This window comes from Xanthobacter sp. AM11 (assembly GCF_047444035.1).
Taxonomy (GTDB): Bacteria; Pseudomonadota; Alphaproteobacteria; order Rhizobiales; family Xanthobacteraceae; genus Xanthobacter.
The window spans coordinates 1,247,342-1,271,638 of the sequence record NZ_JBLAOA010000001.1; the positions used below are offsets into that span (position 1 = coordinate 1,247,342).

Consider the following 24,297-nt stretch of genomic DNA (forward strand, 5'->3'; position numbering starts at 1 on the left):
TGATCGCGGACGGGCGATCAGTCTTCCTTCTCGACCTCGCCGGCCGCGCGCTGCTTGAGCGCGGCGCCCAGGATGTCGCCCAGCGAGGCGCCCGAGTCCTGCGACCCGTAGGCGGCCACGGCCTCCTTCTCCTCGGCGATTTCCATCGCCTTGATGGAGACCTGCACCTTGCGCGCCTTGCGGTCGAACAGGGTGACGCGGGCATCCAGCTTGTCGCCCACCGAGAAGCGCTCGGGGCGCTGGTCGTTGCGGTCGCGAGCCAGTTCGGAACGCTTGATGAAGGCGCTAAGGTCGGTGCCGGAGAGCTTCACCTCGATGCCGCCGTCCTTCACGTCGGTGACTTCGCAGGTGACGATGGCGCCCTTCTTGACTTCGCCGGCCTCGGCGAAGGGATCGCCGGCCAGCTGCTTGATGCCGAGCGAGATGCGCTCCTTCTCGACGTCCACGTCGAGCACCACGGCCTTCACCATGTCGCCCTTGCGGTATTCGTCGATCACCTGCTCGCCGGGACGGTTCCAGTCGAGGTCGGAGAGGTGGACCATGCCGTCCACGTCGCCGTCGAGGCCGAGGAACAGGCCGAACTCGGTCTTGTTCTTGACCTCGCCTTCCACCACCGCGCCGGGCGCATACTTCTCGGCGAAGGCCTCCCAGGGGTTCTGGAGGGTCTGCTTGAGGCCGAGGGAGATGCGGCGCTTGGCGCTGTCCACTTCCAGCACCTGCACTTCCACTTCCTGGGAGGTGGAGACGATCTTGCCGGGGTGAACGTTCTTCTTGGTCCACGACATTTCGGAGACGTGGATGAGGCCTTCGATGCCCGGCTCCAGTTCCACGAACGCGCCGTAGTCGGTGATGTTGGTGACGCGACCCTTGAAGCGGGCCTCCACCGGATACTTGGCCTCGATGCCCTCCCACGGATCGCCGAGCAGCTGCTTCATGCCGAGCGAGATGCGGTGGGTTTCGTGGTTGATCTTGATGATCTTCACCTTCACCGTCTGGCCGATGTTCAGCACTTCGGTGGGGTGGTTCACGCGGCGCCAGGCGATGTCGGTGACGTGCAGCAGGCCGTCGATGCCGCCAAGGTCAACGAACGCGCCGTAATCGGTGATGTTCTTGACCACGCCGTCGATGGCCTGACCCTCTTCGAGGTTCTGCACCAGTTCGTGGCGCTGCTCGGCGCGGGTTTCTTCCAGCACGGTGCGGCGGGAGACCACGATGTTGCCGCGGCGGCGATCCATCTTGAGGATCTGGAACGGCTGCTGGTTGTGCATCAGCGGGCCGACGTCGCGGATCGGGCGGATGTCCACCTGGGAGCGCGGCAGGAACGCCACGGCGCCGTCGAGATCGACGGTGAAGCCGCCCTTCACCTGGTTGAAGATGACCCCGAACACCTTCTCGTTGGCGGTGAACGCCTTCTCGAGCTTGACCCAGCTTTCCTCGCGGCGCGCCTTGTCGCGCGAGAGGACGGCCTCGCCCATGGCGTTCTCGACGCGCTCGAGATAGACCTCGACCTCGTCGCCCACCTTGATGGCGCTCTCGCGGCCCGGGCCGGCGAACTCGCGCAGGGCCACGCGGCCTTCCGTCTTCAGGCCGATGTCGATGATCGCCAGATCCTTCTCGATGGCGACCACGATGCCCTTGACGACGGCACCTTCCTGCATGTCGGCGCGGCCGAAGCTCTCGTCGAGCAGCGCGGCAAAATCTTCACGGGTGGTTTCTACGGCGGACATTCACGCTCCAGACTTCGTTGCGCCGGCTTCTCGTGTTGCGAGGCCCGAACCGCTCGGGTGTCCCGGCCGTCGCTGACGGAAAGCCGGAACAGCCGCCGACACGACATCGGCGGGCCGGCGCATGAGCCGGGCGGTACGGGCGATGAATTGGATGTCCCGACGTGCGCTCAGCGAAAGCCAGGGCGGGCTGCCTCCGACGATCAGGGCCGCGTATCCCGCGAAACCCCTGCCCGCCCGGGCGGCTCCCTGCTTGTGGGAACGCGGCCTCGGACGGCGCTTACCTAGTGCAAAATGCCCCGGAGCGCAAGGGTTGCTTGTCGCCGAACGCCCCGGTGGCGGGCAGACCCGGCTCTATCCAGTAAGTTAGAGGGCGACAGATGGAACCCATCTGTCGCGACCAGGTCGAACCACAACGCCTTGATCTGGTGGATCAACTTTTCAAAACGGATGGGAACCATCCGTTTCGGCTGATCCACTAGGCTGCCGTGGCTTCGGCGGCGGCGCCCTCGGCCCGCACCACCAGCACCGGAATGCTGGAATGGGTGAGCACCTTGGTGGTCTGGCTGCCCAGCATCACGGCCGAAAGCCCGCGGCGCCCATGGGAGGCCATCACCAACAGGTCGCACAATTCGCGCTCGGCGGTGTCGATGATGGCGTCGTAGGCGTTGTTGCCCTCCGCATGCACCCGGGCCGCCTCCACACCGGACGCCGCGGCCTTCTGCGCGGCGGCTTCCAGGATGCGGTCGGCCCGCACCTGCATGTGCCGGCGATAGTCCTCCTCGGTGTCGGCGATCTGGTCGGCTTCCGTGGAGAGCAGGTGAAACGGCTCGGTCGCCGTCAGGATGACGAGGCGGGCACGAAGCGCCGCGGCGAGGGCGATGGCGTGGGAAACGGCGAGGTCCGACAGGGCCGAACCGTCGGTGGCGACGAGGATCTTCCTGTACATCTTGTCTCCTCCCCCATTCCGAGGAAGGCACATTATAGCGCGCGCGGCCCCGCCGGCCGATTGCGCGCGATCAACTCGCCGGCACCCGGCCGGCGGGGCTGCGCCCTCACTCGGCGATGATCTTCAGCTTCTCGCCGTACTTCAGCTTGGCGCCGGGTTCCAGGCCGTTGAGGATGAGGAAGCGCTCCATGGGCCGGTCGGGCACCTGCATGCGCTGCACCAGCTTGTCCACGGTGTCGCCCAGGCCGGCGGAGACGATGCGCAGCCGCAGGGGCTTCACCGTTTCCGCCTCGCCGGAGGAGACGCGGCGGAAGGTGTCGGCGGCGGCGCGGAACTGCTTGTCCAGCTCCGGCGTCAGCTCCCGCGCGGCGAAGATCAGCCGGTACACGTCCGAGCCGAAGCGGATGGCGAACATGCGGAACGACCACTGGTCGCCCCGGGCGATGGCGGTGGCGGCGGAAAAGCCGTTCACGGTGAGGGTTTCCACCGTGTTGATCTCCACCCCCTCGATCCAGCCGGAAGACAGGTATTGGGAGAGGGACTGGTCGGCGCCCACGCGCACGGCATCCAGGCGCAGGGCCTCGCGCCCGGTCTGGGTGGCGCCGAGCACCGCCTGGGAGGTGTTCTCCAGCGAGAAGCCTTCCGGCGCGGTGAAGGTGAAGCCGAGCTTGGGATGGAAGAACTTGCGCCCGCGCACGAAGCCTTCCTTCGGGTCGTCGCCATAGACCATGCCGTCGATGGCCGAAAGATAGGCCGCGCGGTCGCGCTCGCCGTCGCCGGACCTGGTGCCCTCCGCATACTGGCGGGCATTGGCGATGGCGATGGAGATGCGTTCCGGCGTCGCCGGGTGGGACGACAGGAAGTCCATGTCCGGGGAGGAGGAAGAGCTGGAAAAGGCGGTGCTCTTCAGGTCGCCGTAGCGGCCCATGTCGGTGAGGAAGCGGGAGGCGCCGAAGGGGTCGAAGCCGGCGCGCGCGGCGATGCCGACACCGATGGCGTCGGCTTCCAGCTCCTGCCCGCGGGAGAAGGAGGCGAGGGTCCGCCGGCTCTTCTGCATGGCCAGCGCCCCGAGGTCGGGGTCGTTCACCACGTCGGAGATGACCCGGCTCACCAGCACCGCCTGCTTCACCTGGTCCTCGCGGATGGTGGCGTGGCGCGCGATGACATGCGCCATCTCGTGGGCCAGCACCGAGGACAGCTCGGACGTGTCGTTGGCCAGCGCCAGCAGGCCGCGGGTGACATAGAGCGAGCCGTCCGGGAGGGCGAAGGCATTGATGGCCGGGGAATTGAGGACGGTGACGCGATATTTCAGGTCCGGCCGCTCGGATGCCGCCACCAGCCGCTCCACCACCTGCTGGATCAGCGCCTTGAGGGTGGGGTCGTAATAGGCGCCGCCATAGCTTGCCACCAGCCGCTCGTGCTCGCTGCGCTGGGTCGGCGTCATGTCCGCATATTCGGACGCCGATGCCGCCGCCGGCGAGGAGAGGGGCACGCTCACCCGGTCGAGGTCGAAGCCGGTGCAGGCGGAGACAAGGAGGGGAAGGAGCAGGCCGAGGGCGGCAAGGGCCGTGCGCACGGGTCCCGGCCGGGGGCTGGCGGCGTGCGGGTGCACGGCGGCGCGCGCGGTGTGTCCCGTGCCTGCCTCCTGCGTCGCATGGTCCTGCCGCATGGTCCCCACCTTATGCTCCCGCCGGCCCGATCATCTGGGCCTGTCCATGTTCCAGCTTGCGGCCTCGCCCGCCGCGGTCCTGGCCGAAGTCGCGGGGGCGAGAAGCGTGATCTCGCCCTGGCGTCGCACCGTGATGGCCGGCCCGCCATCTTCGTGCACCACGCCGCGCACCCTTATCAGCGTGCCGCGCAACATGGCCGGTTCGAGGCTATCGCCCAAGATTGTGGCGAAATCCTCCGTCGCGATCATGACGGTGAAATCTTGCCGCCACCTTGCACCGAAATTCAGGAACACCCGGTCGCGGGTGACGCCCACGTCGCGCACCCGCCCTTCGGTTACGGTGAAGAGGCCGGCCCGGATGGCCAGGGCGGCCTCGTCCGAGGCCGAAGGCCGGATGCCGGGATGCGACCAGATGCCCTGCGTCTCCCGCTGCGCCTGCGCTTCCGCCGCGAGGCGGGCGGCCCGGCAGGGGCCGTCGCCGGCCACCGGCCGGGCCGTGCCCGATCCGGCACGCAGCAAGGCGGTGGCGAGGTCCTCGGGCTCCGGCGATCCGGTGGCGGGGGTGATGAGTGCCGCAATCGCCGCAAGCCGGCCGTGCCGGTCGGGGCGCGTGGCGCTGGGGATGATGAAGCGTCCGTCGAGGACGGCGCCGGCTGCCGCCTCCGCCGCCCTCAGCGCCGCCGGCTCCGCCGAGAGCGGCGTCGGCAATGCGATGCCCTCGGGGACGAGGTGGCGGCCATCGGAGAGTGTGATGGACCCGTCCTGCCCCCATGCGCCGGTCAGGGGCTCGCCGGCCTCCACCGGCACGGCCGGGGCGCACTTTATGCCGACGGGCGGGGGCGCCGCGCCGCCGGACGGCGCTTCCGCCGCCTGCGCAGCGCCCGCAAGGAGCGTTGCGATGCAGGCGGCGCGCAGGCCCGTGCGCAGGGCGCGGATGCCCCACCGGCTTCCTTGCAGCGGCGCCCGTTCAGCGGGAGCCTCAGCCTGCCCTGACCAAAACCCCGTTGTGTCCTGCAACCGCGACCCTCGCCGAAACCCGAAGGGGGAACATCCCGCCCCGCCGCACCGGGGGCCGCGCCGGCCGGCGCGGCACGCATGCACCCGGCGGGGGCGGCGGGACAATGGCTTCAGGGCCACGATACGCCAGGCGGCCGCTGGCCAGAAGCGATGGCGGATCAACTGTGCTTACAGGACCTTTCCACCGCCCGCCCGCATCCGCGCGCCGACACCCTTTTCTCCCGCCGCCACCCGTTCTAGAAGAAGGGCGGCGTCCCGGTAGCTCAGCAGGATAGAGCAGCGGTTTCCTAAACCGCAGGTCAGGGGTTCGAATCCCTTCCGGGACACCAGTTCGCCGGCGCCGCCGGTCTCACCCGGGCATCAGGACGTTCTTTCCCTTTTGTACCACCCCGGCGATGAAGTCCGCCGCCACGCGGATGCGGGCGAGGTCGCGGGTGTCGGTGTGGGTTAGCAGCCAGAAGGTGCGGGTGAGGCCCACCTCGCCGGGCAGGATGGGCACCAGCGCGTCCGGCGCCGCACCGGTGAACAGGTCGGCCATGAAGCAGGGCAGCACGCACACGCCTGCCCCGGCGCGGGTCGCGGTCATCTGGGCGATGAGGCTGGAACTCTTCAGCCGCACCCTCATGTCCTTGGCCACCAGGGGCACATAGTCCAGTTCCGGCGCGTAGATCAGGTCGTCCACATAGCCGATGAAGGGATGGCGGGCGAGGGCGGCCCGGCTGTCGATGCCGCCGTGTCGCTCCAGATAGGCGCGCGCCGCATAGAGCCCCAGCCGGTAGTCGGTGAGCTTGCGGGCGACGAGCCGCCCTTCCTTCGGCCGGGAGAGGGAGATGGCGATGTCCGCCTCCCGCTTCGACAGGGAGAACAGGCGCGGCATGGCGAGGAGCTGGATGTCCAGCTCCGGGTGCAGGTCGGCCAGCGCGCCGATGCGCGGGGCGAGGAAATAGCTGCCGAAGCCGTCCGGCGCGCCGATGCGCACGGTGCCGGCGACGCCCAGGTCCGCCCCGCCGATCTCCCCCTGCGCGGCGAGCGCCAGGCTCTCCATGCCCTCGGCCGCCGCCATCAGCCGCTCGCCCGCCGCGGTGAGGCCGTAGCCGTGGGGGCGGCGATCGAACAGCTTGGCGCCCAGCGCCGCCTCCAGCGCGGCCAGGCGGCGGCTCACCGTGGAATGCTCCACCTGGAGGCGCGCGGCCGCCACGGTGAGCCGGCCCGCGCGCGCCACGGCGAGGAAGAACCTCAGGTCCGACCATTCGAAATCGCTCGCGCGCACGGTTCGCCTTCATGTGATATTTCGCACATCAATGGTGCGGAGATTGCCGTAGATGTGCACAAAAGGATAGGGCAGTGTGCCGGCCAACGAACGCCGCCGGTTGCAACGACCGGCAAGGCGTCCATCGTTCGGAAACGCATTTCCCAAGAAGGACACGCATCATGCGCGAGATCGGCCATTTCATCGGTGGCAAGCATGTGGCCGGCACGTCCGGCCGCTATGCCGACGTGTGGCAGCCCATGACCGGCGAGGTGATCGCCCGCGTCGCGCTCGCCTCCAAGGACGAGCTCGACGCCGCGGTGGCCAATGCCAAGGCGGCCCAGCCCGCCTGGGCCGCCACCAACCCGCAGCGCCGCGCCCGCGTGCTCATGAAGTTCCTGGAGCTGGTGCAGCGCGACTATGACCAGCTCGCCGAGCTGCTTGCCCGCGAGCACGGCAAGACCATTCCCGATGCCCGCGGCGACATCCAGCGCGGGCTGGAGGTGGTGGAGTTCGCCGTCGGCATCCCCCACCTGCTGAAGGGGGACTATACGGACGGCGCCGGCCCGGGCATCGACATCTATTCCATGCGCCAGCCGCTGGGCGTGGTGGCGGGCATCACCCCGTTCAACTTCCCGGCCATGATCCCCATGTGGAAGTTCGGCCCGGCCATCGCCTGCGGCAACGCCTTCATCCTGAAGCCGTCGGAGCGTGATCCCGGCGTGCCCATGCACCTGGCCGAACTGATGCTGGAGGCGGGCCTTCCCCCCGGCATCCTCAATGTGGTGAACGGCGACAAGGAGGCGGTGGACGGCCTTCTGGATGCCCCGGACGTGCAGGCCATCGGTTTTGTCGGCTCGTCCTCCATCGCCCAGTACATCTATGCCCGCGGCACGGCCAACGGCAAGCGCGTGCAGGGCTTCGGCGGCGCCAAGAACCACATGATCATCATGCCCGACGCGGACATGGACCAGGCGGTGGATGCCCTCATCGGCGCCGGCTATGGCTCCGCCGGCGAGCGCTGCATGGCCATCTCGGTGGCGGTGCCGGTGGGCCAGGAGGCAGCCGACCGCCTGCTGGAAAAGCTGGTGCCCCGCGTCGAGAATCTGAAGATCGGCCCGTCCACCGACGGTACCGCCGATTTCGGCCCCCTCGTCACCCGCGAGGCGCTGGAGCGGGTGAAGGGCTATGTGGACCTCGGCATCAAGGAGGGCGCCAAGCTCTTGGTGGACGGCCGCAACTTCAAGCTCCAGGGCTATGAGAACGGCTTCTACATGGGCGGCTGCCTGTTCGACGAGGTGACCGCCGACATGCGCATCTACAAGGAGGAGATCTTCGGACCCGTCCTTTCCGTGGTGCGCGCGCCGGACTACAAGGAAGCCCTGCGCCTGCCCAACGAGCACGAATATGGCAATGGCGTCGCCATCTTCACCCGCGACGGCGATGCCGCCCGCGACTTCGCCTCCAAGGTGCAGGTGGGCATGGTGGGCATCAACGTGCCGATCCCGGTGCCGCTCGCCTACCACACCTTCGGCGGCTGGAAGCGCTCCGGCTTCGGCGATCTGAACCAGCACGGCCCGGACGGTGTGCGCTTCTACACCAAGACCAAGACCGTCACCTCCCGCTGGCCCTCGGGCATCAAGGACGGCGCGGACTTCGTCATCCCCACCATGGGGTGAGGGGCGCCTCTCCTTGCGAGGACACGATCGTGCTATCATTTTTGATAGCACGATCGATATCACGAGGAGGCTGTGATGGCCCAGGTTCTGGTGCGCAACATTCCCGACGAGACCCTCAACGTCTACCGGGAGCGGGCCAAGCGGAACGGGATTTCGCTGGAGCAGGAGATCCGCAACCTGCTTGAGAAGAACCGGCCCTACACGCCCGAGGAGCGGGTGGCGGTGTCCGAGTATTTTCTGGCCAGAACCAAGCCTTCTCCTGCCCTGACCCTCGATGAAATCCGCGAGGGTCTTGAATGAACCGCTTCGTGGTCGATGCGAGCATCGCTCTGAAATGGTTCTTCGACGCGGGCGATCGCGCCGAGGCTCGCGCCCTCCTTATATCCGGTGCGAGCCTTCTGGCGCCGACGCTCGTTCAGTCGGAAGTCGCCAATGCCCTTTGGAAGAAAAAGCGCGCAGGGGCCATGACGGTAGAAGACGCCATCGAGATCAACGCACAGCTGCCGCCATTCTTCCAGCGGCTGTTTCCGGTCGAGCCGCTGCTTGCGCCCGCGATCGAACTGTCCTTCCGGCTTGACCATCCCATCTACGATTGCGTCTACCTCAGTCTCGCGCGCGAAATGGACTGTCCTTTGCTGACCGCCGACGGCCGCCTCGCGCGCAAGACGGCGGGCCAGACGGACCTTCCCCCCATCCTCCCCCTCTCCGACTGGCGCCCCTGACATGTTCACGCTCTCCGAGGACCAGATCGTCATCCGCGACATGGCGCGCGACTTCGCCAACGAGCAGATCGCCCCCTACGCCGTGGGGTGGGACGAGACCAAGCATTTCCCGGTGGAAACCCTGCGCGCCGCCGCGGCGCTGGGCATGGGCGGCATCTATGTGCGCGACGACGTGGGCGGCTCCGGCCTGACCCGGCTCGACGCGGCGCTGATCTTCGAGGCGCTGGCCACCGGCTGCCCCGGCACCTCGGCCTACCTTTCCATCCACAACATGGCCACCTGGATGATCGACCGCTTCGGCGACGACGATCAGCGCAGGGCCTGGGTGCCGCGCCTCGCCAGCATGGAGCATTTCGCCTCCTACTGCCTCACCGAGCCCGGCGCCGGATCGGATGCTGCGGCACTGAAGACGAAGGCGGTGCGCAACGGCGACCATTATGTCGTGGACGGGCAGAAGCAGTTCATCTCCGGCGCCGGCAGCGCCGACGTCTATGTGGTGATGGTGCGCACCGGCGGCGAGGGGCCGAAGGGCATCTCCACCCTCGTCATTCCCGGCGACGCGCCGGGCCTCTGCTTCGGTGCCAACGAGAAGAAGATGGGCTGGAACGTGCAGCCCACCCGTGCCGTCACCTTCGAAGGCGTGCGCGTGCCGGTGGAAAACCGCCTGGGCGCCGAGGGCGACGGCTTCCGCATCGCCATGGCGGGGCTTGATGGCGGCCGGCTGAACATCGGCGCCTGCTCGCTGGGCGGAGCGCAGGCGGCGCTGGACAAGGCGCTGGCCTACATGCGCGAGCGCCGGGCCTTCGGCAAACGGCTCGACGAGTTCCAGGCGCTCCAGTTCCGCCTCGCCGACATGGCCACCCAGCTGGAGGTGGCGCGCACCTTCCTGTGGCGTGCGGCGGCGGCGCTGGATGCCAAGACGGCGGATGCCACCCAGCTGTGCGCCATGGCCAAGCGCTTCGCCACCGATGCCGGCTTCGACGTGGCCAACGACGCCCTCCAGCTGCACGGCGGCTACGGCTACCTTGCCGACTACGGCATCGAAAAGATCGTGCGGGACCTGCGCGTCCACCAGATCCTGGAAGGCAGCAACGAGATCATGCGGCTCATCATCTCCCGCGCGCTGATCGCGCAGGGGAACTGAGGCGCCGCCGGGCCGGACCGCCCGGCCCTCACGTCCGGTTCCGGCAACCCTTGGGGAATGCGCCACCCGCATTCCATTGCGGAAGGAAACACCAAAATGGCGACCATCGCAGTCATCGGCCTCGGCAACATGGGCGGGCCCATGGCCGGCAACCTGGTGAAGGCCGGCCACGATGTCGTGGGCTTCGACCTCTCCGTCGCCGCCATGGAGGCGGTGAAGGCGCGCTGGGTGCGCCTGGCCGAAACCGCCCACGCAGCGGTGGCCGATGCCGACGTGGTGGTCACCATGCTGCCTTCGGGCAAGCATGTGGTGGCGGCCACCGCCGGCCCCGACGGGCTGTTCGCGGCGGCCCGGCCCGGCACGCTGTTCATCGATTCCTCCACCATCGACGTGGCATCCGCCCGCGCCTTCCACGAGGCGGCGGTGGTCGCAGGCCATCAGAGCGTGGATGCCCCGGTCTCCGGCGGCGTGGGTGGGGCGGAGGGGGCGACGCTGACCTTCATGGTGGGCGGCACCGATGCGGCCTTTGCGGCGGCACGGCCGCTTCTGGAGGCCATGGGCAAGAAGATCGTCCATTGCGGCGGCGCGGGCGCGGGGCAGGCGGCGAAGATCTGCAACAACATGATCCTCGGCATCTCCATGATCGCCGTGTCCGAAGCCTTCGTGCTGGGCGAGAAGCTGGGCCTTTCCCACCAGGCGCTTTACGACGTCGCCTCCACCTCGTCCGGCCAGTGCTGGTCGCTCACCACCTATTGCCCGGTGCCGGGGCCGGTGCCCACCAGCCCGGCCAATCGCGACTACCAGCCCGGCTTTGCTGCCGCCCTCATGCTGAAGGACCTGAAGCTGTCGCAGGAGGCTGCGGGCGCCGCAGGCGCCGCCACCGCTTTGGGCGCGGCAGCCACCGCCCTCTACACGGCGTTCGCAGCGGAAGGCAACGAGGGCAAGGACTTCTCCGGCATCATCGAGTGGGTCCGCACCCGGGCGGACGAAACCTGAGGGCGCAGCCTTCGCCCCTCAGGCCGCGGGCAGGAGGGGCGGGGCGCCGTGGGCGTTCGCCTGCGGCGCGCTCGGCTGCACCCACCAGAAGAGCAGCACAAAGATTCCGAACGGAATGAAGGCGATCAGCAGCCACCAGCCGCTGTGCCCCACATCGTGCAGCCGGCGCACCGCCACCGCCAGCCATGGCAGGACCAGCGCCAGGTGAACGAGGCCGGACAGCCAATTGGGAACGGCGAGGACGTACCAGCCGTGCATGGAGTCCATTCCCGGGCCCATGCCGGAACTCATGCCCTGTTCCACCACCGCGCCGGTCAAAAGCATTCCGCCGATGTACAGGGCGGCCACCTCCGCCAGCACGGTGAACACCCAGAACCACCAGAATTCGCTGCGGGGCGCCCGGCCGCTGAAGACCGCATATTTCGACAGGCAGCTCCGCACTGCGGCTGTGAACGTCATGACCCCTCCTCACGCCCGCCGCCGGCAGCGTTTCCGTCGCGGTGCATGCCCCCGCCTATATCCGACACCCGGAGCCCGCGCCATGGCGCGGCCCGATGGCTGAGGAGAGACTTCGGGGGACGGCACCTGCGCCGGGCGGGGACCGGCGGCGATCGTATGGTATTCTGAAGCCGTTCGTCCGGCTCTCGTCCAAGGGAGGGAGCGCGCTCGAGCGGGCGCGTCGCAGGGTGCGGCACGGCCCCACTGGACGAGAGGCAAGCGCATGGCTTCGACCGGACCCCTCCTGCTCCTGGGCGCTGCGGTGCTGGCGGCGGCGGTGATCGGCTGGCGCTTCCGGGCGGTCCACGCCCGGGCGCTGCAATCCGTCGCGTCCGGCAGCCAAGTGGTGCAGCTGGCCGGCGGCCCGGTGGAATATGCGGACCGGGGGCAGGGGCTTGCCCTGCTGTCCATTCATGGCGCCGGCGGCGGCTTCGACCATGGCCTCGCCTTCGCGGACGACCTCATGGGGGACGGCTTCCGGGTCATCGCTCCCTCGCGCTTCGGCTATCTGCGAACCGGCATTCCCGCCGCCGCCGTGCATGCTCCCGACGGCGGCATCGCGGCGCAGGCGGATGCCCATGCGGCGCTGCTCGATCATCTCGGCCTTGACCAGGTGGTGGTCATGGGCCTGTCGGCGGGCGCGCGCTCGGCCGCCGCCCTTGCCATCCGCCATCCCCACAAGGTCCGGGCCCTGGTGCTGATGGTCCCCGCCCTTCACGCGCCGCACAGTCCGGTCGCTGTGGACCCGAGCGGCGGCAGCCGCCTGGTGTTCGCGGTGGTGAAGGCCGGGGGTGATTTCTTCTGGTGGGCCATCGCCGCGCTGGGACCCTCCATGCTGGTCCGCTTCGTCGGCGTGCGTCCGCCCCTGCTGGAGCAGGCCGGGGCGACGGAGCGGGAGCGGGTGCTGCGCATCGCCGCTTCCGTTGCGCCGGTGGTGTCCCGCGCGGCGGGCATCCGGCTGGACAGCGCCTGCCCGGCGCCGGATCTTCCGCTGGAGCGCATCGTGGCGCCGACCTTCATCGTCTCGGCGCGCGACGACCTGTTCAACACCCTGCCGGCGGCCCAGGTGGCGGCGGAGCGCATCGCCGGCGCGCAGTTCGTCGCCTACGACACGGGTGGGCATCTTCTGGTGGGGCGGGCCGGCCAGATCCGTGCGGCGGTGCGTGAATTTCTGGATCGCGTGGCGGCGGAAGAAGCCGTGCGGGGTGGTAGCAGCGGGCGGACTTGAACCGCCGACCTCCGGGTTATGAATCCGGCGCTCTCACCAACTGAGCTACGCTGCCACAACGAGAGACGCGCATATACGATCGCGGCCTCCCGGGTGTCAAGAAAACAGCGTGCGGCGCCGTGGCGAAGAAAACAGGGGGCCGCGCACGCCGGGGCCGCGGCCCGATTGGGCCGGGCCTGCGGCCGCTTCAGGCCGCGGCCTTCTTCATGCGCACCAGCTTGAAGAAGCCGATGGGGAAGACCGGGGAAATCTCGACCACCGCCATGTCGGGATATTTCGCCGCCCAGTTCCGCAGGCGGCTCGCCTTGAAGGCGATGCTCCAGCCCACTTTCTTCACCAGCGGCGCCAGCACCTGCTCGATCTGCATGGCCGGCCCCTCGTCCGCCCCGAGCTTGGAGGCGACGATGATCTCCCCGCCGGGCTTCAGCACGCGATACATCTCGTCCAGCGCCCCTTCCGGGTCCGGGACCAGGGTGATCACGAAGGGCACGGTGATGGCGTTGAAGCTGTGGTCGGCAAAGCCCAGGTTGCAGGCATCCATGGCGGCCAGAAGCCCCACCTGGGAGAGGCCGCGCTCCACCTTCTTCTCCACCGCTTTCTGCAGCATGTGGAAGGACAGATCAATGCCGGTCACCCGCGTGCCCGCCGGGTAATAGGGCAGCACCAGACCGGTGCCGACGCCTACCTCCAGAATGTCCGGCCCGCAGGCGGCGGCAGCAGCGGCGGCCTTGCGCTGGGCATCGGCCAGGAGCTTCACATAGACCTTGTCGTAGATCGGCGCCCACTTGGCGTAAGCGCGCTTCTGGCCTTCGAGATCGTATTGAACCGCCATCGTCGTCTCTCCCGGCCTGCGGCCTCCCGCGGCCGTGGTTGCCTGCGCGCCGTGTCGCAGTTGCCTATGCCACCTCGGCGACGTTCTTCGCCACCCGTTCCGCCTTCACGATGGTGCCGCCACCGAGGAGACGCGCGGGTCCGCCCGCCGCATCGTAGAGCACGCAGGCCTGCCCCGGCGCAACGCCTTCCTCGCCGTCATCCAGGAGCACGGCCGGCGTGCCGTCCGCCATGAAGGCGAGGTGCGCGGGCACGGGCGGCCGGGTGGAGCGCACCTTCACGAACACCTCGGTCCCCGCCGCGCAGGCGGCAGCGAAGGGAATGTCGCCCAGCCAGTTCACATCGGCCATGGAGATGGCGCGCACGCTCAGCGCCTCCCGCGGGCCCACCCGCACCTCGCGCCGGCCGGCGTCGATGGCGATCACATAAAGCGGCTCGGGGGTGGCGATGCCGAGGCCCTTGCGCTGCCCGATGGTGTAATGCATCACGCCCTTGTGGCGGCCAAGCACGCGGCCATCCAGATGCACGATGTCGCCGGCCTCGCCGGCCTCGGGCCGCAGGCGCTGCACCACTTCGGCATAGTCGCCGCCGGGAACGAAGCAGATGTCCTGGCTGTCCGGCTTGTCGGCCACCGGCAGGCCGAGTTCCGCCGCCAGCGCCCGCACGTCCGCCTTCATCATGCCGCCCAGGGGAAAACGCAGCCGGGCCAGCTGGTCCGCCGTGGTGGCATAGAGGAAATAGGACTGGTCGCGCGCCTCCTCCGCCGCCCGGTAGAGGGCGCGCCGGCCGTCCGGCAAAGCGTGGCTTGCCACATAATGGCCGGTGGCGAGCACCCGGGCGCCGAGGTCCTCGGCGGTGGCCAGCAGGTCGCGGAACTTCACCGTGCGGTTGCAATCCACGCAGGGAATGGGGGTGACACCGGCGGCGTAGCTGGCGGCGAAGCGGTCGATCACCTCTTCCTGGAAGCGGCTTTCGTAATCCAGCACGTAATGGGGAATGCCCAGCGTGCGGGCCACCTCGCTGGCATCGTAGATGTCCTGGCCGGCGCAGCAGGCCCCGCGGCGGTGGGCGGCCTCGCCGTGATCGTAGAGCTGCAGGGTGACGCCCACCACGTCGTAGCCGGCGCGGGCATAAAGCCCTGCCACTACCGAGGAATCCACCCCGCCGGACATGGCCACCACCACCCGCGTGGAGGCAGGGTCGCCATCGATGTCGAAGAGGGTCGGATGCTGGGTCATGGTCATCTTCAGGGCGCGGCGCCTTGCGGGCACCGCCCTAACTTAGGGATGCACGGGCCAAGGTGCAATTCGCTCGCATCTGTGGCGCGGGTGAGACGGTGGCCGGCTCCGGCCGGATCGCGCCCATCTTCTCCGGGTGAGAGGGCGTGTGACGGCCGCCCGGGAGCCATGCGGCGGTTCCCGGGGCCGGCTGGGTCCTTAAGCCCGCGCGCTGGACCGGCGCGGATGCTCCTCCTCCTCGGATGGCCCCTCGAACACCGCCACCAGCGCGCGGCGGATGGTGGACTGGCGTGCGGCCCCGGTGATCTTCGCGCCCATGAGGTCGGTCACGTAGAACACGTCCACCGCCCGCTCGCCGAAGGTGGCCACGTGGGCGGAGGCAATGTTGAGGTTGAGCCGCGACAGGGTGTTGGTGAGCTCGAACAGCAGGCCCGGCCGGTCGAGGCCGGAAACCTCGACCACGGTGTGGCGGTTGGACCAGGAATTGTTCACCGTCACCTCGGGCTCCACCGTGAAGGTGCGGCGGCCCTTGGCCAGCTTGCGGGCCATCACCTCCGGCAGGCGCACCTCGCCGGTAAGGGCCTGCTCCACCGCCTCCTGAATGCGGCCGGCCCGGCGCAGTTCGTCGTCGTCGCGGTCGAAGGCGCGGCGGATGGCGATGGTGTCCAGCGCCAGGCCGTCGGTGGTGGTGGAGATGTGGGCGTCCACGATGTTGGCTCCCGCCGCCGCGCACGACCCTGCGATGATGGCCAGCAGCTTGGGATGGTCGGGCGCCAGCACGGTCAGCGTGGTGATGCCGCGCCCCGGCTCCAGCGCCGCATGGGTGGCGATGGAGCGGCCGGCCTTCTCGGTCGAGTCGATGAAGCGGGCGTGGCGCAGCTTGGTTTCCAGGTCCACCCGCAGCCAGTAGGGCGGATAGTGGCGGCTCACATAGGTGGCCACCTTCTCGTCGGTCCAGTCGCCGAGCGCCGCGCGGAACTGGGCCTGGGCGGCGGTGACCCGCTTGCCCCGGTCCACCTCGGAGAAGCCGCCGGTGAGCACCGGCTCTGTTTCATAATAGAGGGTGCGCAGCAGCTGCGCCTTCCAGCCGTTCCATGTGCCCGGCCCCACCGCCTTGATGTCGGCGGTGGTGAGGATGGTGAGCAGCTTCATGCGCTCCAGGTTCTGCACCACGGATGCGAAGTTCTCGATGGTCTTGCGGTCGGACAGGTCGCGGGACTGGGCCACCTGCGACATGACGAGGTGCTGCTCCACCAGCCAGGCCACCGTCTCGGTCTCCACCGGGGTCAGGCCGAGCCGGGGGCACAGGCGCCGGGCGATGCGGGCGCCGGCCACGGAATGGTCCTCCGGCCGGCCCTTGGCGATGTCGTGCAGCAGCAGCGCCACATAGAGCAGGTTGCGGTTCTTCACCGTGCCCATGAGATCGTTGGCGAGCCCGTTCTCGGGGTTCACCTTGCGCTCGATCTCGGATAGCACGCCGATGCAGCGCAGCAGGTGCTCGTCCACCGTGTAGTGGTGGTACATGTTGAACTGCATCATGGCCACCACCTTGCCGAACTCCGGCAGGAAGCGGCCGAGCACGCCGGCTTCGTTCATGCGCCGCAGCACGGTTTCCGGCGCGTTCTTCGAGGTGACGATCTCCAGGAACAGGCGGTTGGCCTCGGCATTCTCGCGCACCGGAGCGTCGATCAGCGCCAGCGAGCGGGCGGCCAGCTGCATGGCGTCGGGATGGAGCGCCAGGTTGCGTTTGTCCGCCACCTGGAAGATGCGGATGAGGTTGACCGGGTCGCGCTTGAAGGCCTCCTCGTCCGCCACGTTCAGGCGGTCATGGTCGAGGATGAAGTCCGGGCAGTCCTTCAGCGTGATGCGGCGGGAACCGGCGCGGAAGCGCTCCACCATGCCCTTCAGGCCGGGAACCGGCTTGTCGTGGCGCTCCTCCAGCGCGGCGGAGAGGATGGCGGTGAGGTCGCCCACATCCTTCGCCACCAGGAAATAGTGCTTCATGAAGCGTTCCACGTCCCTCTGGCCGGGATGCTCCGTATAGCCGAGGCGCTGGGCCATCTCCCGCTGCACGTCGAAGGAGAGGCGGTCTTCGGGGCGGCCGGTGAGGAAGTGCAGGTGGCAGCGCACCGACCACAGGAAGTCCTCGCAGCGGGTGAAGAGCCGGGCTTCCTCGCGGGTGAACACGCCCTTGGCCACCAGCTGACCGGTGGAATGGACGCGGTAGACGTATTTGGCGATCCAGAACAGGGTGTGCAGGTCCCTGAGGCCGCCCTTGCTTTCCTTCACATTGGGCTCGACCAGATAGCGCGACTGGCCGGAGCGGCGCAGCCGCTCCTCCCGCTCGGCCATCTTGGCGGCCACGAACTCGGCCTCGGTGCCCTCCACCACATCCTTGTCGAAGCGCTTTTCCAGGTCGTCGAACAGGGCCTTGTCGCCCACCAGGAAGCGGGCCTCCAGAATGGAGGTGCGGATGGTGAAATCGGCCCGCGCCTGGCGCAGGCATTCCTCCACCGAGCGGGTGGCGTGGCCCACCTTCAGCCCCAGGTCCCACAGCATGTAGAGCATGGCCTCGGCCACGCTCTCGCCCCAGGCGGTCTGCTTGTAGGGCAGAAGGAAGAGGATGTCGGTGTCGGAGCCCGGCGCCATCATCCCGCGGCCGTAGCCGCCCACGGCGGCCACCGCCATGCGCTCGGAGCGCGAGGGGTTGTCCACCGGATAGAGCCGGGTGGTGGCCACCTCGTGGGCGCAGGAGATCACGGTGTCCTGGAGGGCGGACAGGCGCATGGCGCAGCAGCGCCCGCAGCCGTCTTCCCGCAGCAGACGCTCGGCTTCGGCGCGGCCGTCCTGCAGCGCCTTCTTCAGGCGCGCGACCACGGCGTTGCGCAAATCCAGCTCGCGGCCGGCATGGGCCTCTGCGATGCCGCGGATTTCGGTCCTGAGCAATACGCCTTCGAAGGGTTCGCCGATGACGCGATGGGCCTTGGTGCTACGAATGGTGCTCATGCTCGGCGTTTCTGGAGGGCGCGGGGAAGCTCAGCCTTCTTATGTACCGCAATCGGCGGCCTGCCGCGAGGGGCGAGCTGTGGCGGTGTGGCGCGCCGGGGCCCATCAATCCGCCACCTTGGCGTGCATCAGCTCACCCAGCGGAACCACATGGCCGGCGCCGGCTTCTCGCTTCATGAGGCGCATCGGCGGGCACAGGCGGGCGGAAGGCGATCATGACGTGGAAGCGGGAGCGGATGGCGGCGGTGGGAGGCACGGTCCTTGCCGCCGTCCTCGCCTTGTCCATCGGCAGGGTCGATGCGGCACAGCCCGGGGCGGCGCGGGTTTCCCCCGCGCCATCGGTGCGTCCCGCCGCGCGCCCCGCGGTGCGCCCGGCCCCGCGGCCCGTCGTGCGGCCGGCCTCGCGGCCGGTGGCGCCGAACCGGCCTGCGGTCACCCGTCCGCCGCCTTCGCCGCCCACCGCCACCACCCGGCCCGCTCGCCCGCCAGCCACGGCGCGACCCCCCGCGGTTTCCGACGAGGCGGTGCGGCGCCGTCCGCGTCCCCCGGTGGATACGGGCCCCCTGGTGCCGCCGCCCACTCCCCCGCCGGTGGTGCTGCAGCCGCCGCGCCAGACCTGGCCGGCCGGCGGGCCGGTGGCGGCCGGAGCGGCCCTCGGCTTCATGGCGGCGGGCCTGGCGGTGCCCATCGCCGGGCCGGCACCGGCCCCCAACATGTGCTGGTTCTACACCACCCCCGCCCGCAACGTGGGCTTCTGGGCCGAGTGTCCGTAAGCTCGGGCGCGCGCCTTATGGCAGGCGCAGGGAGAAGCCGGGGGCGGGCTGGGCGGCAAGCCGGGTGGCGCGTTCGGCGGCGACGGCCTTTGAGATGAACTCTCGGCGCCGCCGGAAACGATCCGGCGGCACCGAGCCCCAGAGGGCGGCGTCGGACAACAGGCGGGCGAAGCGTTCCAGATCGTTGGCCGCGATGGCCGGCTGGATGACGGTGCGCTGCGCCGGCCCGTAGTCGCCGCGGAACTTCAGGTCCACCACCATCTCGCGAATGGCCGGGTGCAGCTTGTCCCAGTCCGTCTTGCCATATTTTTTGGTGACGTCCGGCTTGGTGGCCAGGCGGCGGGCCTCGGTCTCCTCGGCCCTGTAGGCCCGCTCGAACAGGACTTTCTGCGCCTGCGGGGATATTTCCACCGCGTCGAGCTGGTTCTCGGCAATGAAATTGCGCGCGGCATCGCCGCTGATGCCGTGGCCCGCGGCGATCCTGCGCGCCAGGGCCATGTCCACCCCCGAGGCGACGAGATCGTTCACCACCTGCCCGGCGTTCCTGTGCTTCAGGTCGTAGCCCCGGCCGATGGTGAGCCCGGACGTGCTGCCGGGCACATGGGGCACGCGGCTGTGATAGCGGCCGCCCTCGGTGCCCTCCGAATCCCACGTCACCTGCCCGATGGCCGGGCGGGGCATGTCGGCCGGCGCGGGCGCGGCGGGCGCTGTGGGGCTGGTGTTGCGCGACATGGCTGGTTCCCTGCGGATCTTCACGAAGGTGACCCAACCCTGGGGCGATTTCCTGTCGCCTACAAGCCGCGCTGCGGCCTGCGGCCCCCCGCTCTTAACCTCGCCTTACGCAGCGGTGGCGATACTCGCCGGCATGCGCTGATCTTCCGCCCCATTTTGGTGGTGGAAGGAGGGAAGCCCGCGCGCTTGCGCGCAGGATGGGTGAACGCAGGCGACGGGAAGTTTCATGACGGCACGTGGACGCGGCGAGGGCACGAGGCGGGAGCCGGTTCTCGAGCGGCAGCAATCCCTGCTCGACATCCGCCTCGACCCGCGCGACCGCTCCGGCGGCGCCCCGCCGCCCGTTGACCCGCCGCGCCGGGCCAAGGCCAAGCCGGAGCACAAACCCGAACCGAAGCCGGAACCCGCGCCCCGCCGGGGCCGGGCCGTGCCGCCGCCCCGCGCCGGCCGCCGGCGCCGGCCGCTGCTGTTCGCGCTGGTGAAGTGGGGCTTCATCCTCGGCATCTGGGCCATGCTCGCCATCGCCGGCATCGTCGCCTACGAGGCGTCCAAGCTGCCGCCCATGCAGACGCTGATGATCCCCAAGCGGCCGCCCACCGTGACCGTGCAGGGTGCCGACGGCAAGACGCTGGCGACCCGCGGCGACATGGGCGGCGTGGCGGTGCCCATCCGCGATCTGCCGGCCTATCTGCCCCGCGCCTTCGTGGCCATCGAGGACCAGCGCTTCTACGGCCATTTCGGGCTCGACCCGGAAGGCCTGGCCCGCGCCCTTGTCACCAATGTCACGTCCCGGCGCCTGCGGCAGGGCGGTTCCACCCTGACCCAGCAGCTGGCCAAGAACCTGTTCCTCACCCAGGACCGCACCGCCTCGCGCAAGATCCAGGAACTGGTGCTGGCCCTGTGGCTGGAGCACAAGTTCACCAAGGACCAGATCCTCGATCTCTATCTCAACCGCGTCTATTTCGGCGCCGGCGCTTATGGGGTGGAGGCCGCGGCGCAGCGCTATTTCGGCAAGTCCGCCCGGCAGGTGACCCTGGCGGAGGCGGCCATGCTGGCGGGGCTCGTCAATTCGCCCTCGCGCCTTGCCCCCACCCGCAACCTGAAGGGTGCGCAGGCCCGGGCCGCCCTTGTCGTTGCCGCCATGCGCCAGCAGGGCATGATCTCCCCGGAGATGGCCGCCACCGCTTTGTCGCGTCCGGCCCAGCTGGCCCGCGCCGGTATGCCGGATTCGTCCGGCTATGTGGCCGACTGGGTGATGGAGCAGCTGGATTCGTACGTGGGCGACCTCAATGGGGACGTCGTTGTCCGCACCACCATCGAGCCGGCCCTGCAGCAGGCGGCGGAGCGGGCGCTGGAGGACCAGCTGGCGAAATCCGGCGCCAAATATGGCGTGGGCCAGGGGGCGATGGTGGCCCTCGACACGGACGGGGCGGTGAAGGCGCTGGTGGGCGGCCGCAATTATGCCGACAGCCAGTACAACCGCGCGGTCACGGCGCGCCGCCAGCCCGGCTCGGCCTTCAAGCCCTTCATCTATCTCACAGCGGTGGAGCACGGCCTGACCCCGGACAGCGTGCGCGAGGATGCGCCGGTGCAGCTCAAGGGCTGGCGGCCGGAGAATTCCACTCACGACTATCGCGGGCCGGTGACGCTGACCACGGCGCTGGCGCTCTCCCTCAACACGGTGTCCGTGCGCCTCGCGCTGGAATTCGGGCCGAAGGCGGTGGTGGCCACCGCGCACCGGCTGGGCATCGCCTCGCCGCTGGACCCCAACCCCTCCATCGCGCTCGGTACCTCGGAAGTGTCGGTGCTGGAGCTGGCCGCGGCCTATGCGCCATTTGCCAATGGCGGCATCGGCGTGATGCCCCATGTCATCGACACGGTGAAGGCGGCCGATGGCAAGGTCCTGTACCAGCGCGCGGTTTCCGGGCCCGGCCGGGTGGTGGCGCCGGAATATGTGGCCATGATGAACCGGATGATGACCGAGACGCTGGCCACCGGCACCGCCCGGCGGGCCGACCTGCCCGGCTGGGAGGCGGCGGGCAAGACCGGCACCTCGCAGGATTACCGCGACGCCTGGTTCGTGGGCTATACGGCGCGCATGGTGACGGCGGTGTGGCTGGGCAACGACGATTCCTCGCCCACGAAGAAGGCCTCCGGCGCCAACCTGCCGGTGGAGATCTGGAGCCGCTTCATGAAGACGGCGCACCAGGGCGTGCCGGTGGCGGAACTGCCCGGCGGGCTTCGCACGGCGGGCTTCGGCGGCATCGGATACGGCCAGCCCGGGGGCAGCTTCCTGCCGCCGGAGGGCCTGCCGGATGACCGCCCGCCGGCGGTGGTGGGGCAGATGCCGCCGGGGCCGCCGCCATCCCAGGAACCGCCCATGACCCTGGACCGCTGGTTCGTGGAAACCTTCCTTGGCGGCGGGCGGCGCTGAGGGGATGGCGGGCATCGGCGCGGGCGCGGCGTGACTACCCCCGTGGTGGAAGGCGCCTTGCGCCCGGGGCGCGCCTCTAGGATAAGGCGTCGATGACCCATTCCGTTCCCGAGGCCGCCCCCGGCGCGCCCGATCCGTTCCTTGAGGCCGGCCGCCTTCTGTTCGCCGGCGACTGGCAGTTCGTGACCGCCGCCCCCACGATCGAGGCGCTGCCGCCCATGCACGGCATGGAGATCGCCCTCGCCGGCCGGTCCAACGTGGGCAAGTCGTCGCTGGTGAATGCCCTGACCGGCCGCAAGGCGCTGGCGCGTACCTCGGTGACGCCCGGGCGCACGCAGGAGCTCATCTTCTTCCGGGTGGGGCCGGAGCTCTCGCTTGTGGATATGCCCGGCTACGGCTTCGCCAAGGCGCCCAAGGAGAAGGTGGAGGCGTGGACGCGCACCATCCGCGCCTATCTGCGCGGGCGGGTGAATCTGGCCCGGGTGTTCGTGCTCATCGATTCCCGCCATGGCATCAAGCCGGTGGACGAGGAGATCCTGGACCTCCTGGACACGGCGGCGGTGTCCTATGCCATCGTGCTCACCAAGACCGACCAGGTGAAGCCGAGCGCCCTTCCGGGTGTGATCGCGGGCGTGGAAGAGAAGATCCGTCGCCGACCGGCGGCCTTTCCCATGGTGTTTCCCACCTCCAGCGAGACCGGCGCGGGCTTCCCGGAGCTGCGCGCAGCGGTGGCGCGCCTGCTTGCGGAGCAGGGGTAGGGCCGGAGCGGTATCGCGAAGGGTCAAAGCCGGCGCGCATTTGGCGCGCATGTGAACGGGGGCAGCGCCGGGATCGCGCTCCAGATCCAAGATCGTGGATGCGTTCTCCGGCCAGCTTGCGATGCAAGCCGGTCGACCCATGCAAGCGGGCTGGCCCCGGATTCGGTTGCCGTGAAGCGCCCGGCGTGGTGCCGCGGCGATTTTCTCGGGCGGGACCGGGGCGCACCGCGGGCGCGTCCGCCGGCACGCCGGCGTGATCCGGGCCTATCTCCCTGGCGGGAGGGCAGGCTTTGGCGACGCAGCCCCTGGCGCGTCGAGCCTCGGCGCGGAAACGCCTGATGCGAAAACGCCCGGGGCGGCAGCCCTCGGACGCCGCCTCAGCGGCGGTGGCCTTCTTCCTGGATGAGAGCTTCGGCGGCGGCGATGGCGCCCTCCAGCTCGGAAATCTTGCGCAGCATACCGTCGGAGGGGAGGGCGGTGCTCTTCGCTGCGGTCAGCAGAAGCTCGCGCTGAGCCGCCTTGAGACGTTCGAGGAGGCTCGAAAGATCGGCCTCGGCCTGTTGCGCCATTTTTTATTGAACTCCAGAAATGCAGAAAACAGGCGGTGCGTGCAGCCCCGCCCGTTCGCTTGGTCTGTTGCAGTTGCCCAAGGGCAGCCTCCCACCGCCGCGCATGCGGGCGGTGGGAAACGCAGCCTCACGGGCGCAGGATGGGATGGATCAGTCGGCGAGCTCGATGCCGCGGGCTTCGGGACCCTTGGGGCCCTGACCCACCTGCACCACCACGCGCTGGCCTTCGGCGAGATCGCTAAGGCCGGAGCGGGAGATGACGGTGACGTGCACGAACACGTCCTTGCCGCCGCCTTCCACCGCGATGAAGCCGAACCCCTTGTCGGGGTTGTACCACTTCACGGTGCCGACACGCTCCTCGGTGGGACCGGTCGCGGCGCGGGGGCCGGCCGAGCGCGGAGCGCCGCCGAAACCACCGGCACCGGCGCCGCCGCCGGGGCGGTCACCGAAGCTGCTGCGACGGGGGGGCGCCGCCTCGGCCGTGGAGGTATCAACCTCCAGGACCTCGGTCACCTGGCGACCCTTCTGGCCCTGGCCGACGCGAACCGAGAGCTTGGAACCGGGAGGAACGCTCTCCTGGCCGGCCGCCTCAAGGGCGCGGGCATGCAGGAACACGTCGCCCGAACCATCGGAGAAGCTCGACAAAGCCGAAGCCCTTCTCGGGGTTGAACCACTTGACCGTCGCGTCGATGGGCGGGCCCGACGGCATGGGGGCACTGAAGCTGCTGCTGCTCGGCGAAGAAAACGGACGGTCCCCTCCGAAGCCGCGATCACGCGGCGGCGCAAAGTCGTCGTCAAAGCCACGGCGGCGCGGCTCTCGGAAGTCTCGGTTACGGCTCATGTGTATTTCCGTTGAGGTCAGTCGCCAATTTTGGCTTAGGGCCATCCACCACTGCCGGATAAAGATGCGTTTTACCGTGCCGCCTTTGAAGATGCACGCTCCGGGCGTATTGAGTTCCGCCTTCGCACAACGCTCGATCCAGCCACCCGCGTCTCGCCTCGTAGCCTAATGGACAAGGCCGGAATTCGTGCCCGAACGAAAGGGCACACTCCTCCGACCAACATCCAGACTAACACATCT

21 protein-coding genes and 2 tRNA genes are annotated in these 24,297 nt (G+C 69.3%); 10 read left to right on the top strand and 13 right to left on the bottom strand.

What is annotated here, in order from left to right; translation table 11 throughout:
* Nucleotides 1-17: 17 nt before the first annotated feature.
* The 4 genes from rpsA to ACI7BZ_RS05940 form a co-directional block, all read right to left on the bottom strand.
* Entirely contained in the window at nt 18-1,727 is a 1,710-nt protein-coding gene (gene rpsA / locus ACI7BZ_RS05925; RefSeq protein WP_414116261.1) for a 30S ribosomal protein S1, read from the bottom strand.
* 475 nt (nt 1,728-2,202) lie between these two features.
* A complete protein-coding gene (locus ACI7BZ_RS05930) occupies nt 2,203-2,673 on the bottom strand; it encodes a universal stress protein (RefSeq protein ID WP_414116262.1) in 471 nt (156 codons plus the stop codon).
* A 106-nt stretch (nt 2,674-2,779) separates the two neighbouring features.
* Nucleotides 2,780-4,342, bottom strand: coding sequence for a M48 family metalloprotease (locus ACI7BZ_RS05935; RefSeq protein WP_414116263.1), 1,563 nt, complete (start codon nt 4,340-4,342; stop codon nt 2,780-2,782).
* Nucleotides 4,343-4,372: 30 nt separating this feature from the next.
* Nucleotides 4,373-5,149: a hypothetical protein gene (locus ACI7BZ_RS05940; RefSeq protein ID WP_414116264.1), complete on the bottom strand. Its 777-nt coding sequence runs from the start codon at nt 5,147-5,149 to the stop codon at nt 4,373-4,375.
* A 462-nt stretch (nt 5,150-5,611) separates the two neighbouring features.
* Between ACI7BZ_RS05940 and ACI7BZ_RS05945 the strand changes: the two genes are divergently transcribed.
* Nucleotides 5,612-5,688 (top strand) — tRNA-Arg (locus tag ACI7BZ_RS05945).
* A 20-nt stretch (nt 5,689-5,708) separates the two neighbouring features.
* On the opposite strand, the gene ACI7BZ_RS05950 is transcribed toward ACI7BZ_RS05945, so the two are convergent.
* Nucleotides 5,709-6,629 (bottom strand): LysR family transcriptional regulator, encoded by a 921-nt coding sequence (locus ACI7BZ_RS05950; RefSeq protein WP_414116265.1) that lies wholly within the window; start codon nt 6,627-6,629, stop codon nt 5,709-5,711.
* 161 nt (nt 6,630-6,790) lie between these two features.
* Here ACI7BZ_RS05950 and ACI7BZ_RS05955 point away from each other — a divergent pair, with 161 nt between their 5' ends.
* The 5 genes from ACI7BZ_RS05955 to mmsB all read left to right on the top strand — a co-directional run bounded on the left by ACI7BZ_RS05955 (nt 6,791) and on the right by mmsB (nt 11,149).
* Entirely contained in the window at nt 6,791-8,287 is a 1,497-nt protein-coding gene (locus ACI7BZ_RS05955; protein WP_414116266.1) for a CoA-acylating methylmalonate-semialdehyde dehydrogenase, read from the top strand.
* A 75-nt stretch (nt 8,288-8,362) separates the two neighbouring features.
* On the top strand, nt 8,363-8,587 hold the full coding sequence (locus ACI7BZ_RS05960) for a FitA-like ribbon-helix-helix domain-containing protein (RefSeq protein ID WP_414116267.1): 225 nt from the start codon (nt 8,363-8,365) through the stop codon (nt 8,585-8,587).
* Nucleotides 8,584-9,009 (top strand): type II toxin-antitoxin system VapC family toxin, encoded by a 426-nt coding sequence (locus tag ACI7BZ_RS05965; RefSeq protein ID WP_414116268.1) that lies wholly within the window; start codon nt 8,584-8,586, stop codon nt 9,007-9,009. Before ACI7BZ_RS05960 ends, ACI7BZ_RS05965 begins: the two co-directional genes overlap by 4 nt.
* 1 nt (nt 9,010) lies before the next feature.
* Entirely contained in the window at nt 9,011-10,153 is a 1,143-nt protein-coding gene (locus tag ACI7BZ_RS05970) for an isobutyryl-CoA dehydrogenase (protein ID WP_414116269.1), read from the top strand.
* A 96-nt stretch (nt 10,154-10,249) separates the two neighbouring features.
* Nucleotides 10,250-11,149 carry a 3-hydroxyisobutyrate dehydrogenase gene (gene mmsB / locus ACI7BZ_RS05975; protein ID WP_414116270.1) on the top strand — a complete coding sequence of 300 codons (900 nt, stop codon included), beginning with the start codon at nt 10,250-10,252 and terminating at the stop codon, nt 11,147-11,149.
* Nucleotides 11,150-11,167: 18 nt separating this feature from the next.
* Here the strand turns inward: mmsB and ACI7BZ_RS05980 are convergent, their stop codons facing one another.
* On the bottom strand, nt 11,168-11,608 hold the full coding sequence (locus ACI7BZ_RS05980; RefSeq protein ID WP_414116271.1) for a DUF805 domain-containing protein: 441 nt from the start codon (nt 11,606-11,608) through the stop codon (nt 11,168-11,170).
* A 262-nt stretch (nt 11,609-11,870) separates the two neighbouring features.
* Between ACI7BZ_RS05980 and ACI7BZ_RS05985 the strand changes: the two genes are divergently transcribed.
* Nucleotides 11,871-12,875: an alpha/beta fold hydrolase gene (locus ACI7BZ_RS05985; RefSeq protein WP_414116272.1), complete on the top strand. Its 1,005-nt coding sequence runs from the start codon at nt 11,871-11,873 to the stop codon at nt 12,873-12,875.
* Here ACI7BZ_RS05985 and ACI7BZ_RS05990 read toward each other — a convergent pair.
* The 4 genes from ACI7BZ_RS05990 to ACI7BZ_RS06005 all read right to left on the bottom strand — a co-directional run bounded on the left by ACI7BZ_RS05990 (nt 12,854) and on the right by ACI7BZ_RS06005 (nt 17,950).
* A tRNA-Met gene (locus tag ACI7BZ_RS05990) sits at nt 12,854-12,930 on the bottom strand. The two genes, ACI7BZ_RS05985 and ACI7BZ_RS05990, sit on opposite strands and share 22 nt — an antisense overlap.
* Nucleotides 12,931-13,062: 132 nt before the next feature.
* Entirely contained in the window at nt 13,063-13,707 is a 645-nt protein-coding gene (locus ACI7BZ_RS05995; protein WP_414116273.1) for a class I SAM-dependent methyltransferase, read from the bottom strand.
* 64 nt (nt 13,708-13,771) lie between these two features.
* Nucleotides 13,772-14,944: a tRNA 2-thiouridine(34) synthase MnmA gene (gene mnmA, locus ACI7BZ_RS06000; protein ID WP_414116274.1), complete on the bottom strand. Its 1,173-nt coding sequence runs from the start codon at nt 14,942-14,944 to the stop codon at nt 13,772-13,774.
* 198 nt (nt 14,945-15,142) lie between these two features.
* A complete protein-coding gene (locus ACI7BZ_RS06005; RefSeq protein WP_414116275.1) occupies nt 15,143-17,950 on the bottom strand; it encodes a [protein-PII] uridylyltransferase in 2,808 nt (935 codons plus the stop codon).
* A 215-nt stretch (nt 17,951-18,165) separates the two neighbouring features.
* On the opposite strand from ACI7BZ_RS06005, the gene ACI7BZ_RS06010 reads away from it, so the two are divergent.
* A complete protein-coding gene (locus ACI7BZ_RS06010; RefSeq protein WP_414116276.1) occupies nt 18,166-18,723 on the top strand; it encodes a hypothetical protein in 558 nt (185 codons plus the stop codon).
* Nucleotides 18,724-18,738: 15 nt separating this feature from the next.
* On the opposite strand, the gene ACI7BZ_RS06015 is transcribed toward ACI7BZ_RS06010, so the two are convergent.
* Entirely contained in the window at nt 18,739-19,455 is a 717-nt protein-coding gene (locus tag ACI7BZ_RS06015; protein WP_414116277.1) for a DUF8812 domain-containing protein, read from the bottom strand.
* Between the two features lie 226 nt (nt 19,456-19,681).
* On the opposite strand from ACI7BZ_RS06015, the gene ACI7BZ_RS06020 reads away from it, so the two are divergent.
* Nucleotides 19,682-21,889, top strand: coding sequence for a transglycosylase domain-containing protein (locus ACI7BZ_RS06020; protein ID WP_414116278.1), 2,208 nt, complete (start codon nt 19,682-19,684; stop codon nt 21,887-21,889).
* 92 nt (nt 21,890-21,981) lie between these two features.
* Nucleotides 21,982-22,647 (top strand): ribosome biogenesis GTP-binding protein YihA/YsxC, encoded by a 666-nt coding sequence (yihA, locus tag ACI7BZ_RS06025; protein WP_414116279.1) that lies wholly within the window; start codon nt 21,982-21,984, stop codon nt 22,645-22,647.
* A 377-nt stretch (nt 22,648-23,024) separates the two neighbouring features.
* On the opposite strand, the gene ACI7BZ_RS06030 is transcribed toward yihA, so the two are convergent.
* Nucleotides 23,025-23,216 (bottom strand): hypothetical protein, encoded by a 192-nt coding sequence (locus tag ACI7BZ_RS06030; RefSeq protein ID WP_414116280.1) that lies wholly within the window; start codon nt 23,214-23,216, stop codon nt 23,025-23,027.
* 150 nt (nt 23,217-23,366) lie between these two features.
* Nucleotides 23,367-23,861, bottom strand: a complete 495-nt coding sequence (locus tag ACI7BZ_RS06035; RefSeq protein ID WP_414116281.1) for a cold-shock protein — start codon at nt 23,859-23,861, stop codon at nt 23,367-23,369.
* Between the last annotated feature and the right edge of the window lie 436 nt (nt 23,862-24,297).

Bases quoted from the DNA above. Each gene is read 5' to 3' on its own strand.
- rpsA (WP_414116261.1), bottom strand. From the start codon at position 1,727: ATGTCCGCCGTAGAAACCACCCGTGAAGATTTTGCCGCGCTGCTCGAC.
- ACI7BZ_RS05930 (WP_414116262.1), bottom strand. From the start codon at position 2,673: ATGTACAGGAAGATCCTCGTCGCCACCGACGGTTCGGCCCTGTCGGAC.
- ACI7BZ_RS05935 (WP_414116263.1), bottom strand. From the start codon at position 4,342: ATGCGGCAGGACCATGCGACGCAGGAGGCAGGCACGGGACACACCGCG.
- ACI7BZ_RS05955 (WP_414116266.1), top strand. From the start codon at position 6,791: ATGCGCGAGATCGGCCATTTCATCGGTGGCAAGCATGTGGCCGGCACG.
- ACI7BZ_RS05960 (WP_414116267.1), top strand. From the start codon at position 8,363: ATGGCCCAGGTTCTGGTGCGCAACATTCCCGACGAGACCCTCAACGTC.
- ACI7BZ_RS05965 (WP_414116268.1), top strand. From the start codon at position 8,584: ATGAACCGCTTCGTGGTCGATGCGAGCATCGCTCTGAAATGGTTCTTC.
- ACI7BZ_RS05970 (WP_414116269.1), top strand. From the start codon at position 9,011: ATGTTCACGCTCTCCGAGGACCAGATCGTCATCCGCGACATGGCGCGC.
- mmsB (WP_414116270.1), top strand. From the start codon at position 10,250: ATGGCGACCATCGCAGTCATCGGCCTCGGCAACATGGGCGGGCCCATG.
- ACI7BZ_RS05980 (WP_414116271.1), bottom strand. From the start codon at position 11,608: ATGACGTTCACAGCCGCAGTGCGGAGCTGCCTGTCGAAATATGCGGTC.
- ACI7BZ_RS05985 (WP_414116272.1), top strand. From the start codon at position 11,871: ATGGCTTCGACCGGACCCCTCCTGCTCCTGGGCGCTGCGGTGCTGGCG.
- ACI7BZ_RS05995 (WP_414116273.1), bottom strand. From the start codon at position 13,707: ATGGCGGTTCAATACGATCTCGAAGGCCAGAAGCGCGCTTACGCCAAG.
- mnmA (WP_414116274.1), bottom strand. From the start codon at position 14,944: ATGACCCAGCATCCGACCCTCTTCGACATCGATGGCGACCCTGCCTCC.
- ACI7BZ_RS06005 (WP_414116275.1), bottom strand. From the start codon at position 17,950: ATGAGCACCATTCGTAGCACCAAGGCCCATCGCGTCATCGGCGAACCC.
- ACI7BZ_RS06010 (WP_414116276.1), top strand. From the start codon at position 18,166: ATGACGTGGAAGCGGGAGCGGATGGCGGCGGTGGGAGGCACGGTCCTT.
- ACI7BZ_RS06015 (WP_414116277.1), bottom strand. From the start codon at position 19,455: ATGTCGCGCAACACCAGCCCCACAGCGCCCGCCGCGCCCGCGCCGGCC.
- ACI7BZ_RS06020 (WP_414116278.1), top strand. From the start codon at position 19,682: ATGACGGCACGTGGACGCGGCGAGGGCACGAGGCGGGAGCCGGTTCTC.
- yihA (WP_414116279.1), top strand. From the start codon at position 21,982: ATGACCCATTCCGTTCCCGAGGCCGCCCCCGGCGCGCCCGATCCGTTC.
- ACI7BZ_RS06030 (WP_414116280.1), bottom strand. From the start codon at position 23,216: ATGGCGCAACAGGCCGAGGCCGATCTTTCGAGCCTCCTCGAACGTCTC.